At 63.6% G+C, this 13,980-nt stretch carries 13 protein-coding genes; 5 read left to right on the top strand and 8 right to left on the bottom strand.

Annotation, left to right across the window (positions count from 1 at the left end):
* Positions 1-207 precede the first annotated feature (207 nt).
* On the top strand, positions 208-1,485 hold the full coding sequence (locus tag FHS84_RS15890; RefSeq protein WP_166936116.1) for a pentapeptide repeat-containing protein: 1,278 nt from the start codon (positions 208-210) through the stop codon (positions 1,483-1,485).
* A 3-nt stretch (positions 1,486-1,488) separates the two neighbouring features.
* Here FHS84_RS15890 and FHS84_RS15885 read toward each other — a convergent pair whose 3' ends face one another.
* The 3 genes from FHS84_RS15885 to FHS84_RS15875 form a co-directional block, all read right to left on the bottom strand.
* Positions 1,489-2,379, bottom strand: a complete 891-nt coding sequence (locus FHS84_RS15885; RefSeq protein WP_166936114.1) for an alpha/beta hydrolase — start codon at positions 2,377-2,379, stop codon at positions 1,489-1,491.
* A gap of 174 nt (positions 2,380-2,553) precedes the next feature.
* Complete coding sequence (locus FHS84_RS15880; RefSeq protein ID WP_166936112.1) at positions 2,554-3,003, bottom strand: Hsp20 family protein; 450 nt, start codon at positions 3,001-3,003, stop codon at positions 2,554-2,556.
* A 124-nt stretch (positions 3,004-3,127) separates the two neighbouring features.
* Positions 3,128-3,499: a hypothetical protein gene (locus FHS84_RS15875; protein WP_166936110.1), complete on the bottom strand. Its 372-nt coding sequence runs from the start codon at positions 3,497-3,499 to the stop codon at positions 3,128-3,130.
* A gap of 135 nt (positions 3,500-3,634) precedes the next feature.
* Between FHS84_RS15875 and FHS84_RS15870 the strand changes: the two genes are divergently transcribed.
* Both FHS84_RS15870 and FHS84_RS15865 read left to right on the top strand, forming a co-directional pair.
* Positions 3,635-3,949 carry an SCP2 sterol-binding domain-containing protein gene (locus tag FHS84_RS15870; RefSeq protein ID WP_166936108.1) on the top strand — a complete coding sequence of 105 codons (315 nt, stop codon included), beginning with the start codon at positions 3,635-3,637 and terminating at the stop codon, positions 3,947-3,949.
* 61 nt (positions 3,950-4,010) lie between these two features.
* Complete coding sequence (locus FHS84_RS15865; protein ID WP_166936106.1) at positions 4,011-4,937, top strand: alpha/beta fold hydrolase; 927 nt, start codon at positions 4,011-4,013, stop codon at positions 4,935-4,937.
* On the opposite strand, the gene FHS84_RS15860 is transcribed toward FHS84_RS15865, so the two are convergent.
* The 4 genes from FHS84_RS15860 to typA all read right to left on the bottom strand — a co-directional run bounded on the left by FHS84_RS15860 (position 4,909) and on the right by typA (position 8,716).
* A complete protein-coding gene (locus FHS84_RS15860) occupies positions 4,909-5,520 on the bottom strand; it encodes an HD domain-containing protein (protein ID WP_166936104.1) in 612 nt (203 codons plus the stop codon). The two genes, FHS84_RS15865 and FHS84_RS15860, sit on opposite strands and share 29 nt — an antisense overlap.
* Before the next feature lie 37 nt (positions 5,521-5,557).
* Positions 5,558-5,815: a YjhX family toxin gene (locus FHS84_RS15855; RefSeq protein WP_166936102.1), complete on the bottom strand. Its 258-nt coding sequence runs from the start codon at positions 5,813-5,815 to the stop codon at positions 5,558-5,560.
* A 226-nt stretch (positions 5,816-6,041) separates the two neighbouring features.
* Positions 6,042-6,833, bottom strand: coding sequence for a histidinol-phosphatase (gene hisN, locus FHS84_RS15850; protein WP_166936100.1), 792 nt, complete (start codon positions 6,831-6,833; stop codon positions 6,042-6,044).
* Positions 6,834-6,877: 44 nt separating this feature from the next.
* Positions 6,878-8,716, bottom strand: a complete 1,839-nt coding sequence (typA, locus tag FHS84_RS15845; protein ID WP_166936098.1) for a translational GTPase TypA — start codon at positions 8,714-8,716, stop codon at positions 6,878-6,880.
* Positions 8,717-9,013: 297 nt separating this feature from the next.
* Between typA and FHS84_RS15840 the strand changes: the two genes are divergently transcribed.
* Together FHS84_RS15840 and FHS84_RS15835 are read left to right on the top strand one after the other, a co-directional pair.
* A complete protein-coding gene (locus tag FHS84_RS15840) occupies positions 9,014-10,201 on the top strand; it encodes an efflux RND transporter periplasmic adaptor subunit (RefSeq protein ID WP_166936096.1) in 1,188 nt (395 codons plus the stop codon).
* Positions 10,198-13,272 carry an efflux RND transporter permease subunit gene (locus tag FHS84_RS15835; protein ID WP_166936094.1) on the top strand — a complete coding sequence of 1,025 codons (3,075 nt, stop codon included), beginning with the start codon at positions 10,198-10,200 and terminating at the stop codon, positions 13,270-13,272. Before FHS84_RS15840 ends, FHS84_RS15835 begins: the two co-directional genes overlap by 4 nt.
* Here the strand turns inward: FHS84_RS15835 and FHS84_RS15830 are convergent, their stop codons facing one another.
* On the bottom strand, positions 13,273-13,935 hold the full coding sequence (locus FHS84_RS15830) for a rhomboid family intramembrane serine protease (RefSeq protein ID WP_166936092.1): 663 nt from the start codon (positions 13,933-13,935) through the stop codon (positions 13,273-13,275).
* Between the last annotated feature and the right edge of the window lie 45 nt (positions 13,936-13,980).

Genomic DNA, 13,980 nt, shown 5'->3' with positions numbered 1-13,980 from the left:
GACCCCGGATGTTGTGTCGATCAATCGTCGTAAAGCGTCGTGATTTCCCAGACCTACCCCGGCCTTGCGAAACTTTACATAGTTTTGCACGTCTGACCTAGCGTTGCCCGCCGGCAAACGCAAATTTCTCGTTTTTAATCAGACGTTAGCGACCTTGCCTAAAAATGTCCCCTAAGAGGGTTAACAGGGCCGCCACCGCGCATCACCATGACCGGCAACCGCAAAGCATTTGCCAAGCTGAGCCAGAAGGATGCCACCTTAGCGGCGGCACGCCATGAAACCCTATATTCTGGCCGGATCGGCGGGGCTCGCGCGGTATTTGCCTTCACCGACCTCAGCGGGCTGGACCTCTCCGGACACAACCTCGCCGACGCGGATTTCACCGGGGCCATCCTGGAAGAAACCAACCTCTCGAAGTGCCGTCTGGACTCCGCCAGCTTCTTCGGCGCCGACCTGAAGCGCGCGAATCTGACGCAAGCGAGCCTTCGCCGAGCGGACCTTCGCGGCGTGTCCCTGAAGGGGGCCAACCTGACCGGCGCCGACCTGTTCGAAGCCGACTTGCGCGAGGGCACCATCGCCCAGAAGGACCGCTACGGGAACCTTCGCGTGATGCAGCATGATGTCGGGCCGACCGAGTTGCCGGGTGCCACTCTGCACTCCGCCAATCTGGAGCGCGCCAAGATGAACGGCACCATCGCCGTTCAGGCCGACTTCACCGACGCCATGATGAAGAACTGCCGGCTGATCCGCGCCAATCTGCGCCAGGCCAAGCTCGCCGGCGCCAATCTCGAAAACGCCGACCTGTCGGGCTGCAATCTGGCCGGCGCCAACCTTGCCGGGGCGGTCCTGATCGGCACCAAGCTCGATCTCGCCGTGCTCGACGGCGCCGACCTGTCCAACACCTTGACCACCAAAATGGTGGGGCCGGACCCCGGCAAGATGCCGGTCAATCCCGAGGCGATGCTCGACGCCCACGCCCGCTGGGCCGAATCGAACGGTCGCGAAGGCGAGCCGGCCATTCTCAGCGGCATGGACCTGCGGCGCATTCCCGGCCTCAACACCCGCCAGCTGACGGCTCTGATCGCGCCGGGCGCGGTGCTCTACGGCCTCGACCTCGAAGGCGCCTCGCTGCAGGGCTCGAATCTGTCGGGCGCCGATTTGCGCTGCGTGCGGCTGTGCGGAGCGGATTTGCGCGGCGTGAATCTCACCGGCGCCCAGTTGACCCGCACCGATCTGCGCGATGCGCGGCTGGGCCCCTTGGTCATCGCCGACGACCGGCTGCTGCCATCGCGTCTCGAAAAGGTCGAAGCCCGCTATGCCGATTTCCGCGGTGCGGATCTGCGATCCGTGAACTTCAACGGCGCCGATCTCAGCTACGCCAATCTGCGCGACGCCCATTTCCGCGACAACACGTTCGAAGGCGTGACCATTACCGGCGCCAAGCTGCCCCAGGCGCTGGTCGAAACGCTGATCAAAAATCTCTGAGGTCTACCGCCCAGCCGCCGGAGCCGTTTCGATGCGCGGGGCCGTGCGCTGGCGCACGAACTGGCCGAGCCGCTGCAACGACACCTTGGCCTCGGGCACGGCGGAATGGGCCTGGAAGCAGTGCTGCATGCCGTCATAAATCTCGACGCTGACCGGCACGCCTGCTTCCGCGGCACGATCACCCAACCGGGAGGCATCGTCGCGCAGCATCTCGAGCGAGCCGGCATGGACCATGATCGGCGGGAAATCCTTGAAGTTGGCGAACACCGGCGAGGCATAGGAATCGGCCGGCGGTGCCTTTTTCAGGTAATGGCGGGCGCTGACGAACAACAGTTCCCACGACAGCGCCGTATCCTTGGACGCGTTCTGCAACACGCTCCAACCGGACAGCGTCAGGTCGGCCCAAGGCGACATGGCGAGGCACCCGGCCGGCATCGGCAGTTTGGCGTTGCGGATGGCCAGCATCACCGAGAACGCCAGCCCGCCGCCCGAGCCCGATCCGGCGAGCACGATGGCACTGGCGGGCATGCCGCGGGCGATCAACTGGCGATAGGCGTCGAGCCCGTCGCGCACCGCAGCCGGAAAAGCAAATTCGGGTGCCAGCCGGTATTGCAGCGAAAACGCCGTGGCTTCGGAGGCGTGCGCCAGCTTGGCGATCAGGGCGCGATGGGTTTCGGGCGAACCGGAAATGTAACCGCCGCCGTGAAAATACAGGATCAGGCGCGAGGGCGACGAAGTTTTGGTCCGGACCCACTCGCCTTTTACCGGGCCAAGGCTGACCGGCTCGAACACACCATCGCGCGGAACGGCACCGAACCGCTCCGACAGATACGCGTACTGGCGACGCAGCTCGGCAATGTCGGTCTCGGCCTCAACCGCCCGCGGTTTGGCCATGCGTAGATACCGATCGAAGAAGGAGCTTTGCCAGCTAGGCATGCGCGAATACCCGGAAAACTGCATTCAGGTTTACCTCAACCGCCCAGGCAAAAAAAGAAGAGCCGGGGGAAAACCCCGGCTCTTCGTTAATACAGCGGCGTCCTATTCAACCGGACCGTCGGGAAAGGCGGATCAGGCCGCCTTGCCTTCGATGCTCTTCAGCTCGGGGCCGTTGATGGCGATCCGGCGCGGTTTCTTCTCCTCGGGGATCAGGCGCTCCAGATCGACGTGCAACAGGCCGTTCTCAAGCTTGGCGGCGCGCACTTCGACATGATCGGCAAGCTGGAAGCGGCGCTCGAAGGCGCGTCCGGCGATGCCCTGGTAGAGGTAGGAGCGATTGTCGCCTTCCACCGGCTCTTTCTGGCCGGTGACGGTCAACACGCCCTCCTTGACCTCGATGTTCAGGTCCTTCTCACCGAAGCCGGCGACGGCCAGGGTGATGCGGTAATGGGTGTCGTCAGAGCGCTCGATATTGTACGGGGGGTAGCCGTTCGACTGCTCGGCGTAGCTGTCCATCAGATCGAAAAGACGGTCGAAGCCGACGGTGGAGCGGAACAGCGGGGAAAAATCAAACGTACGCATGGTTCAAACCTCCTAGAAGCGTTCGAGTGTCGGATCCTGCCCACATGGGCCAGGATCACATTCCTTGCGCGGGAGCCTTCCGGCCTCCCGGCAGTCTTTTAGGTGGGTATCCCCTGGCGGCGTTTCAAGGGGTCGGCCAGCCGAACCAATGCCAAATTCCAAGCCCCCACAGAAGCGCCAGCAGGCCGTAACTCAGGTAGTCGATCTGGCGGGGGGAGAGGTCGAGGCCGAGCACGGATTTGATCAACAGCCGCAGCCAGGCGCCCTCCTCGCAATTTCTCGGGTCGCGCCAGCGTCCGGTCCGGATCAGCGACTCTAAGTTATTGATAATGCAAGTGTCTCTGTTTAGCGGCCAATGCAGCGCCATCACCGGCAGGAACACGATATAGAGGCCGACGAAGGGCAACGCCCAGCCGGTCAGGATGTAGGTCAGGATGACGACGTGCAGAACCAGAAACGCCGTGCCGAGTGCGTCGCGTTTGCCAGTGCCAGACATGTTCGGCGCCGCCCTGCCGGAGGTGAAAGCTCACCATGCCCGCAGGGGAAGAATATGACAAATGTAAATTGTTGCCATAAGACGCTCTAACTACTGTAATTCGCTAAACCCAAACGCACGAGGAAGGTCCTCCCCATGCAAGCGCAGATTGACAAGATCATCGAAGAGCTCGGCAAGCGGATCGGCGCCAAATCGGGTCTCGGCGGTACTCTCAAATTCGACTTCGGCGAAGACGGCAGCGTTTTCGTCGACGGCACCGCGGAGCCCAACGCGGTGACCTCGGGCGCCGGCAAATCCGCCGACTGCACCATCACGCTGTCGCTCGCCACCTTCGAAAAACTGGCAAGCCGCCAGATCGATCCGACCATGGCGTTCATGCAGGGCAAGCTCAGGGTGGCCGGCGACATGGGTTTGGCCATGAAGCTCGCGCCCTTGCTGGGCGGCGGCTGACAGGGTTGACGCCTGCGTGCCGGCCGGGTCTGTTCCGGCCGTGCATGAGGGGGTCTCAACGGTGCCATCCTTCGATTTCATTACGGCCGGCGACGGACGGCGCCTGCGGACGTGTGTGGCCGAGCCGGAGAACCCTAGCGGCCGGGTTTGCGTCCTGTTGTCGGGGCAAACCGAATTCATCGAGAAATACGGCGAGGTCATCGGCGAACTGACCGGGCGCGGCTTTACCGTCGCGGCGTTCGATTGGCGCGGTCAGGGCGGCAGCGAACGCGCGCTGGCCGATCCGCTCAAATGCCACGTCGGCGATTTTTCCGAGTTCGACGACGATCTGAACAGCTTCATGGCCGCCGTCGTGGCCAAGCTGTCGCCGTCGCCGCTGGTGCTGGCCCATTCGATGGGAAGCCACCTCGCGCTCAGGGCCTTGCACGATCATCCCGACTGGTTTCGCGCCGCGGTTCTGGTCGCTCCGATGATCGCCGTTTCAACGCGCGGCTATCCCGGCTGGCTGACCCGCATCATCACCGGCCTGCATTCCGGTTTCGGCAAAAGCGGCGAATTCGCCTGGGGCATGGAGCGTCGCGATCCCCACCAGATCACCTTCGAACGGCAGCTCTGCACCTCCGATGCGGCCCGCTTCGAACGGACCCAGGCGATCCTGCGCGCTGAGCCCGATATCCGCCTCGCTGGCCCGACCTGGGGCTGGATCGAGGCGGCCTACCGCTCGATGAATGCCATGGCGCGGCCGGGCTATGCCGAAGCGATCAAGACGCCAACCCTGATCGTCGGCGCCGGCAAAGACCGCATCGTCCTCATCGAAGCGACCCGCCGTTTCGCCGCCCGCCTGCCGCACGGCCGTTACATCGAACTGGCCGAGTCCGAGCACGAAATCCTGATGGAACAGGACGCCATCCGGGACCGGTTCTGGACGGCGTTCGACGCGTTTGTGGCGGACGCAGAAGCTACTTCTTCCGCACGATCTGCGCGTTGATCTCGCGTTCGAGATTTTTGCGCGCACGCGTTTCGAGGGAGCGGAATTCGGGGCTCTGGTAGATGAAAGCGCGGCCGGAGAAGCTGCGCAGCACTTTCAGTCGAAAGGCCTTGTAATCGGCCTCATTGAGATAGGCGTATTCCTGCCGGATTTGTGCCGCCGCTTCGGAATATCGCGGCTCGGGCGCGGCCAGGATGGCGATATCGATGTCCACCATCAGCCGCGCCGCCGGATCGGCAGCAAAGGCCCCAGCCTTGGTGGCGAGAATGGCAGCGTTCACCTTCGCGGCCAGCGGTGTTTTGCCGAGGACCGCAGCCGCCCAGGCGGCGCTCTTCTCTTCGTTGTCGGTGCGCTTGGGATCGTAGATGGCATCGTGGAACCACCAGGCGATCGGCACTTCCGGCGAGACGTAACGAACATTCTTGAGATGTCCGAGACCTTCGGCGATGTGCTGCAGCGTGTGATAGGCGCGGCCGGGTTCGCTATAGCGGGCAGCCAGCGCCTCGAACACGCCGTCCGGCGCCTTCAATCCGGCACCAACGAAAGCGCGCGAAAAACTGTCTTTCAGAAGCAGCGTGTCCATGGCGCATTTCTACGCCAGGGCACGCCGCCAGGCCAGTTCAACGGTTGTCGGGTTGCGCACGCACCGCCAGCCGGCCCTTGCGCGATATGTGATACGGGCCGCCGTTCTTCGACTCGATCAGTCGCTTGGCTTTCAGCTTCTTGAAAATCGCCAGGGTGCAATCGGCGAGGCCGTAGCCGTCGCGGGTGAAACAGGTGATTGCGGCGATGCGCCCTTCATGGTCGCGTTCGTGACGGATGTGCCCGCCTTGAGCCAGTACGTGCAAAGCACGCTGCTCCGGTTTCGAGATGTTCATGGATGTGCAGATGTGTCGGGTAAGCCAATACCCGGCCGTCAAACGCGGTCGCGTTTCGCGAAGACATTTCAGGCCGGTGGACGAGGCCTCGCCGAGAACGGCGAAGCGTCACTGGCCGCGAACAATCTGCAACATAAAACCTCTAGCACCGGACCATCCGGCGGCGGGGAACGTAGTTGCGAAACCGCGCAAGTCAACCGCCGGCGCTATGCGTCAGCACAGATTCTCAGGCGTTGAGGTATTTCAGTGCCTCTGCGTGCACGCGCTTGTCGCCTGCCGCCACCACCCGGCCGCCGTCGGCGCAAGGCCCGCCGGTCCAATCGGTGATCACCCCGCCCGCCCCTTCGACGATCGGGATCAGCGCCTGGATGTCCCATGGCTTCAGTCGCGCCTCGGCCACGAGATCGACGAAGCCCATGGCCAGAAGGCCGTAGGCATAACAATCGCCGCCGAAACGGCTCATCATCGAGGCATCGCAAAGGCGGCGGAACATCTCCTGCTCGGAGGCGTCGAAATAAGCCCACGGGTGGGTCGTCATCAGCACCGCCTCGGCGAGACTCGCGCACGGGCGCACCTTGAGCTTGGTGATGCCATCAGGGCTGTGGAGTTCGGCGCTGTCGCCGGTACCGATGAAACGCTCGTGGATGACCGGCTGGTCGAGCACGCCCAACGTCGGCCGTCCGTTCTCATTGAGAGCGATCAGGGTGCCCCACTGGCTCTGACCGGTGATGAAGGCGCGGGTGCCGTCGACCGGATCGACCACCCATACGCGGCCCGATGAGCCCTGCGTTTCGGGAAATTCCTCGCCCAGAATGCCGTCGTCCGGCCGCTCGGCTTCCAGCACCGCACGGATGGCTTTCTCGCCGCCCTTATCGGCCGCCGTCACCGGATCGAACATCGCGCCGGTCGCAGCCCCTTTGTCGACCACCTCGATACGGCGGCGGAAATAGGGGCGGATCACCGCGCCTGCGTCATCGGCGAGGCGGTGAATGAGGGTTACGTCGTCGAGTGTGGGCATGCGAATCCTCCGACCGCAGGTTACCGCAGCCGGAGGCTATCCGACTACCCCGCGTCCTGTTCGGCCCGCATCTGGCGCTTGCGTTCGTTGGGATCGCGTTCGCGCTTTCTGAGGCGGATCGACTGCGGCGTTACCTCGACCAGCTCGTCGTCCTCGATATAGGCAATCGCCTGTTCGAGGGTCATCGGCACGATCGGGGTGAGGCGCACGGCCTCGTCCTTCGACGTGGTGCGGATGTTGGTGAGCTGCTTGGCCTTCAAGGGGTTGACGATGAGGTCGTTGTCCTTGGCGTGCTGGCCAATGATCATACCCTCGTAAACCTTGGTGCCCGGCACGACGAACAGCTTGCCGCGCTCTTCGAGATACCACAGCGCGTACGGCACCGCTTCGCCCTGGCCGTTGGAGATGAGCACGCCGTTCGTCCGCCCCTGTACCGCGCCCTTGTGGGGTGCGTAGGAATGGAAGATGCGGTTCATCACGCCGGTGCCGCGCGTGTCGGTCAGGAATTCGCCGTGATAGCCGATCAGGCCGCGCGACGGGGCGAGGAACGTCAACCGCGTCTTGCCGGCGCCGGTCGGACGCATGTCGGTCATCTCGCCTTTGCGGTTGGAAATCTTCTCGATGACGATGCCGGTGAAGGGATCGTCGACATCGATGGAGACTTCCTCGATCGGCTCCAGCCGCTCGCCGGTGTCGGGATCGGTCTGATAGAGAACGCGGGGACGGGAAATCGAGAGTTCGAAGCCTTCGCGCCGCATGGTCTCGACCAGAACGCCGAGTTGCAGTTCGCCGCGGCCCGCCACTTCATAAGCACCTTCGCCGGTCTCGCGGATGCGGATGGCGACATTGCCTTCGGCTTCGCGCAGCAGGCGGTCGCGGATGACGCGGCTCTGAACCTTATCGCCTTCGCGACCCGCATAAGGCGAGTCGTTGACCGAGATGGTCATCGCCAGGGTCGGCGGGTCGATCGGGTTGGCGTGGATCGGCGTTTCGACGGTGATATCGCACAGCGTGTCGGCGACCGTGGCGGTCTGCAGACCGGCGATGGCGATGATGTCGCCCGCCTCGGCCCGTTCCACCGGAACGCGTGCCAGACCGCGGAACGCGAGCAGCTTCGTCGCACGGGCCCGTTCAACGACGGAACCGTCACGGCTGAGCGCTTTAATCTGGCGGTTGACCGTGATGGCACCGGTTTCGATGCGTCCCGTCAGCACGCGGCCGAGATACGGGTCGGCCTCCAATGTTGTCACCAGCATGGTGAAGGGGAACTCGTCCCCCGCCTTTTCGATCGGCTTCGGTTTGGGAACATCTGCGACAATTCGGGCAAACAGAGGCGACAAGTCCTTGCGCACATCGTTGTCGAGGTCCGCTACCGCCCAGCCCTGCCGTCCGGACGCATAAAGGACATGGAAATCAAGCTGATAATCGTTCGCCTCAAGCGCGAGGAAGAGATCGAAGATCGATTCCAGCGTTTCCTTGGGCTGCGCGTCCTGCCGGTCGATCTTGTTGATCACGACAATCGGCTTGAGCCCGAGCTTCAAGGCCTTCGACAGCACGAACTTGGTCTGCGGCATGACGGCTTCGGCCGCATCGACCAGCAGCACGACGCCGTCGACCATCGACAGGATGCGCTCCACCTCGCCGCCGAAATCGGCGTGACCGGGGGTGTCGACGATATTGATGCGGGTTTCACCCCACTCCACGCTGGTGCATTTGGCCAGGATAGTGATGCCGCGTTCCCGTTCCAGATCGTTGGAATCGAGCGCGCGCTCTTCCATATGCTGGTTCTCACGAACCGAGCCGGACTGCTTCAGCAACTGGTCGACCAGGGTCGTTTTGCCGTGGTCGACGTGCGCGATGATGGCGATATTTCGGATATTCATGTGGGGCGGCTTATAACCGCGACCCGGCGCTGGGGCAACCATGCTTCGGGATTCCGCCGGTGTCCTAGAGTCCCACGCCAAATCCGGGCGGTAGAGCGCCGTTATCGTCCTTACCGAACCCCTTCTGGTTGCCGCGGCGTGATGGCGAGCCTAGCGCGTCAAATTGGCGGCGCACCAAAACTTGAGCAGCCGGAAACCGGGCCGGCCGTGCTAGGAGTAAGGATAATTTCCGGACCGGATCGCGGCGGCAAACCGCGAAACTTCTTCTTCCCTACGATGCGTGCCGGATTCTGAGCCATGAACATGAGATATCCCAACAGTTTCGAAGGCCTGGCCAGTCAGGTCGAGGGACGGTTCCGCCGGCTCAATCTGCGCAAAACGGGCATCGCAGTCGGGGCGCTCGCCGTCCTCGCCGTGGCTTGGTTCCTGATCGCGGGCACCGGATCGAAGGAAAAAGGGCGCCCGCCGCCAGTGGTCGTGACCCAGCCGGCAACGGTGAAAAACGTTACGGTCGTAGAACACGCGGTCGGAACCGTGGTGGCCAATGCCACGGTTCAAGTCACCGCGCAGGTCACCGGGCAACTGGTCAAAGCCGCCTTCCAGGAAGGCCAGATCGTCAAGAAAGGCGATCTGCTCTTCGTCATCGATCCACGGCCGTTCCAGGCGGCGCTCGATCAGGCCCGCGCCACGCTGGCCAAGGACGAGGCCCAGCGGATCAGCGCGGTCGCCACCCAGAAGCGCTACGAGGCGCTGTTTGCCCAGAACGCGATTTCGTCGCAGCAGCACGACACCGCCATTGCGACCGCCAAATCGGCGAGCGCCACCGTGGATGCCGACAGGGCTCAGGTCGAAACCGCCCGGATCAATCTCGGCTATACCCAGATCCGCGCGCCGGTCGACGGCAAGACCGGTCCGATCCTGATCCAGCCGGGCAATCTCGTCAGCGCCAACGGCAGCAGTCCTTTGGTGGTGCTGACCCAGATCGAACCGGTGAAAGTCTCGTTCGCGCTGCCGCAATCCGATCTGGCCGCGATCCAGGCACGCGACCGCGCCGGCAAACTGCTCGCCCTTCTCGATACCCACGATCCCAAGGCACCGAAGCGCTCGGCCAAGGTCGATTTCGTCTCCAACCAGATCAACAACGCCACCGGCACGATCGAACTCAGGGCCTATTTCGACAACAAGGACCACACCCTGGTTCCGGGTCAGCAGGTCGATGTCGACGTCACGCTGAACGATCTGCCGAAAACGACGGTCGTGCCGCGCGAAGCGATCAACGAAGGCCCCAACGGGCGCTACGTCTTCGTGGTGACGAAGGAACAGACCGCCGAAATGCGGCCGGTCGCGGTGCTTTATGACGAAGGCACCCACTTCATGGCGGTCAAGGGCGTCAAGCCCAAGGAACGCGTCATCACCGAGGGCCAGCTCCGCGTCGTACCCGGTGCCAAAGTTTCGACCGGCAAAGGCCGCGTCAAAAAGCCATGAATATCTCGGAGCCTTTCATCCTCAGGCCGGTGATGACGACGCTGGTGACGGCGGCGATGCTGATTTTCGGCATCTTCGGCTACACCGCTCTGCCGGTCAGCGAGCTTCCCAACGTCGACTATCCGACCATTGTGGTGAGCGCCAGCCTGCCGGGCGCCGATCCGCAGACCATGGCGTCGTCGGTGGCAACCCCGATCGAAAGCCAGCTGTCGCAGATCGCCGGCATCGATTCGATGACCTCGTCGTCCACCCTGGGTTCGACGCAGATCACCATCCAGTTCACGCTCGACCGCAACATCGACGCCGCATCCCAAGACGTGCAGCAGGCGCTGTCGACCGTGATGCGCCGTTTGCCGCGGCAGATGACGACGCCGCCGACCTTGCGCAAGCAGAACCCGGCGGACGCACCGATCCTGCTTCTGGCGATGAGTTCGCCCAGCCTGCCGCTGTCGAAGGTCAACGAGTTTTCCAACCTCCTGTTCCGGCAGCTTTCGGTCATCAACGGCGTCGCCAACGTGAATGTGTTCGGCTCGCAGAAATACGCCGTCCGCATTCAGGCCAATCCCGCCGCCCTGGCGGCGCGCCAGATCGGCATCGACCAGCTCGCCTCGGCCGTCGACAACGCCAATCCGAACCTCGCCACCGGCTCGCTGAACGGCCCCACCCGCGCCCAGGTCATCGACGTCAACGGCCAGCTCAACAATGCCACCGAGTTCTCCCGCCAGGTGATCGCCTACCGCGACGGCGCCCCGGTGCGGCTCGGGGATGTCGCCCAGGTCAAGGACTCGGTCGAGAACATCCGCACCGCCAACTGGTTCAACGGCAAGCGCGCCATCGTGCTGGCGATCTTCCGGCAGCCCGGCGCCAACACCATCCAGGTGGTCAACGACATCAAGAAACTGCTGCCGCAGTTCATGCTGCAACTGCCGGCATCGATGCAGCTCGAGACCGTGTACGACCGCAGCGCCTCGATCCGCGCCTCGGTCGAGGACGTGCAAACGACGCTGATCATCTCCGCCTTGCTGGTGGTGGTGGTGATCTTCCTGTTCCTGCGCACCTTCCGGGCGACGATCATTCCCTCGCTGGCGCTGCCGATCGCCGTGGTCGGCACCTTCGCCGGCATGTCGTTTCTCGGCTTCAGCCTTGACAACCTGTCGCTGATGGCACTGACGCTGTCGGTCGGCTTCGTGGTCGACGACGCCATCGTGATGCTCGAAAACATCGTGCGGCATATCGAGCAGGGCGAGACCGCCTTCGACGCGGCCCTCAAGGGCGCCAAGGAAATCGCCTTCACCATCCTCTCCATGACGGTGTCGCTGGCGGCCGTGTTCATTCCGGTGATGTTCATGGGCGGCATGGTCGGCCGCCTCCTCACCGAATTCGCGGTGACGATCGTGCTCGCCATCTTCATATCGGGCGTGGTCTCGGTGACGCTGACGCCGATGCTGTGCAGCCGGTTCCTCAAGGACCAGCACGGCGAGCAGAACGCCATCCAGCGCTGGAGCGAACGCACCTTCGCCGCCATGCAGCACGCTTATGAAGGATCGCTGCAGTGGGGCCTTCACCACAGCCGCGTGATCTTGATGGTGTTCTTCGGGAGCCTGGCAGCCACGGTGCTACTGTTCCGCTATATGCCGCAGGACTTCATCCCGTCGTCCGACATCGGCATGATCCAGGGCAACACCGAGTCGGCGAACGGCACTGCTTACGAGCAGATGTCGAAATACCAGCAGAAGGTCGCCGCTATCGCCCAGGCCGATCCCAACGTCGAAGCGGTGATGAGCCGCAACGACACCAATACCGGCGGCTTCTTCATCCGCCTCAAGGACCGCAGCGAACGCCCGCTGACGGCCGACCGGGTCATCGACAGCTTGCGCAAGCAGGTCGGCCGCGTTCCCGGCATCAACACGTTCTTCCGCAATCCGCCGAGCATCAATATCGGCGGCGCGCGCACCAACTCGCAATACCAGTACAGCCTGCAGGATATCGATCTCGGCGAATTGCAGGACGCCACCACGCGCCTGACCTCGGCGCTCAAGGACGAGCCGGGCTTTCAGGATGTCGACAACGATTTGCGCCTGACCACCCCGACCGTGTCGGTGGCCATCGACCGCGACCGCGCCGCCTCGCTGGGCGTGACGCCGGAAGCCGTCGAGACCGCACTCGGTACTGCTTTCGGCGGACAGCAGGTTTCGCAGATCTACGGCAGTTCGGACCAATACCAGGTCATCATGGAGCTGGAGCCGCGTTACCAGGCCGATCCTTCGGCCCTGAACCGCCTCTATGTCACCTCGCAGAGCGGCACCCAGGTGCCGCTGTCGGCGGTGACCAGAATCGGCTCCTCCATTACGCCGCAAAGCGTCAACCACTTGGGCCAACTGCCGTCGGCGACGATTTCGTTCAACCTCGGCCAGGGCATGGCCCTCAGTCAGGCGCTGGCCGCCATCGAACGGGCCAAACGCGAGGTAGGCATCCCCGATACGGTGCGTACGTCGGCCCAAGGCACCGCCGCGGCATTCCAAAGCTCGATGAGCAACATCGCCCTGTTGCTGGCGATCGCCATCGTCGTCGTCTACATCGTGCTCGGCATTCTCTATGAGAGCTTCGTCCACCCGCTGACCATCCTGTCGGGACTGCCATCGGCGGCGGTCGGCGCCTTGTTAACGCTGCTCCTGTTCGGCGTACCGCTCAGCATTTACGCCTTCGTCGGCATGATCATGCTGATCGGCATCGTCAAGAAGAACGCGATCATGATGATCGACTTCGCCCTGGGCCGGCAGCGCGGCGAAGGCGTCGATGCCGCCACCGCGATCTACGAGGCGGCCATCGTCCGCTTCCGCCCGATCATGATGACCACCATGGCGGCGCTGATGGGGACCTTGCCGATTGCCATCGGGCTGGGCGCAGGCTCGGAGGCCCGCCGTCCACTCGGCCTCGCGGTGGTGGGCGGCCTGATGCTGTCGCAGCTCTTGACGCTCTACATCACGCCGGTGATCTACGTGTACATGGACAAGCTCGGCACCAAACTGGGCGCCCGCGATCCAGCCGCCCGTCCCTCGCCGGCGGAATGATTAATCGGCCGCGCGCCGCCGGTCGAACAGGCCGATGGTGAGAAGGCCGAACAGATAGCCGCCCATATGCGCCTGCCAGGCGATCTGATCGCCGGAATTGCCGGTACCGAACCCGGTCAGGCCGAAGATCAGGTTGGTGAGCAGCCACAGGCCGGTGAACGTCAGGATCGGACGCGAGAAGATCGGCACTAGACGGACGCCCGTAGGCGCTCCCGGCCAGCGCATCATGCGGAACCCTGCCGCCATCAGGCCCGAAATGCCGCCCGAGGCCCCGATCATCGCTTCGGGCGCCCCCCAGGCTAGCGCCAGCTCCATCAGCGCGCCGGCAGCGCCACACGAGAGGAAAAAGGCAAAGAACCCCAGCCCGCCCAGGCGGCGCGCCACGACCGGCCCGAACGCCAAGAGCCACGCGCAATTAATGATGAGGTGCAGAAAGCTGCCATGCAGGAACATGTGGCTGACCAGCGGCAGCACCAGTTCGAGCGGCGGCGCGCCTTCGCTGTAGCGCGCCGGGATAAAGGCATAAGGCGCCAGTGCGTCGAACGGGATCGGGACGAACGCCACCGCCAGATGAATGGCAATCAGGACCCCGATCAGACCGAGAACGCTTCCGGGGGCATGGAGAAACGGTTCGCGCGGCGGCTGGGACTGAAGAAAGGCCATGGTTCGATCTCGTACGCTGGGGAGTCTCATATAGGGACGGCGTGC

The sequence above is a fragment of the Rhizomicrobium electricum genome (genome assembly GCF_011762045.1).
Classification (GTDB): domain Bacteria; phylum Pseudomonadota; class Alphaproteobacteria; order Micropepsales; family Micropepsaceae; genus Rhizomicrobium; species Rhizomicrobium electricum.
The sequence above is the reverse complement of the archived record's forward strand: the minus strand, read 5'-3'. Positions and strand labels throughout refer to the sequence as shown.

Excerpts from the sequence above, each read along its gene's own strand:
- hisN (WP_166936100.1), bottom strand. The coding sequence starts at position 6,833 with ATGCCCACACTCGACGACGTAACCCTCATTCACCGCCTCGCCGATGAC.
- FHS84_RS15840 (WP_166936096.1), top strand. The coding sequence starts at position 9,014 with ATGAACATGAGATATCCCAACAGTTTCGAAGGCCTGGCCAGTCAGGTC.
- FHS84_RS15890 (WP_166936116.1), top strand. The coding sequence starts at position 208 with ATGACCGGCAACCGCAAAGCATTTGCCAAGCTGAGCCAGAAGGATGCC.
- FHS84_RS15885 (WP_166936114.1), bottom strand. The coding sequence starts at position 2,379 with ATGGCCAAACCGCGGGCGGTTGAGGCCGAGACCGACATTGCCGAGCTG.
- FHS84_RS15860 (WP_166936104.1), bottom strand. The coding sequence starts at position 5,520 with ATGGACACGCTGCTTCTGAAAGACAGTTTTTCGCGCGCTTTCGTTGGT.
- FHS84_RS15830 (WP_166936092.1), bottom strand. The coding sequence starts at position 13,935 with ATGGCCTTTCTTCAGTCCCAGCCGCCGCGCGAACCGTTTCTCCATGCC.
- FHS84_RS15880 (WP_166936112.1), bottom strand. The coding sequence starts at position 3,003 with ATGCGTACGTTTGATTTTTCCCCGCTGTTCCGCTCCACCGTCGGCTTC.
- FHS84_RS15870 (WP_166936108.1), top strand. The coding sequence starts at position 3,635 with ATGCAAGCGCAGATTGACAAGATCATCGAAGAGCTCGGCAAGCGGATC.
- FHS84_RS15875 (WP_166936110.1), bottom strand. The coding sequence starts at position 3,499 with ATGTCTGGCACTGGCAAACGCGACGCACTCGGCACGGCGTTTCTGGTT.
- FHS84_RS15835 (WP_166936094.1), top strand. The coding sequence starts at position 10,198 with ATGAATATCTCGGAGCCTTTCATCCTCAGGCCGGTGATGACGACGCTG.
- FHS84_RS15855 (WP_166936102.1), bottom strand. The coding sequence starts at position 5,815 with ATGAACATCTCGAAACCGGAGCAGCGTGCTTTGCACGTACTGGCTCAA.
- typA (WP_166936098.1), bottom strand. The coding sequence starts at position 8,716 with ATGAATATCCGAAATATCGCCATCATCGCGCACGTCGACCACGGCAAA.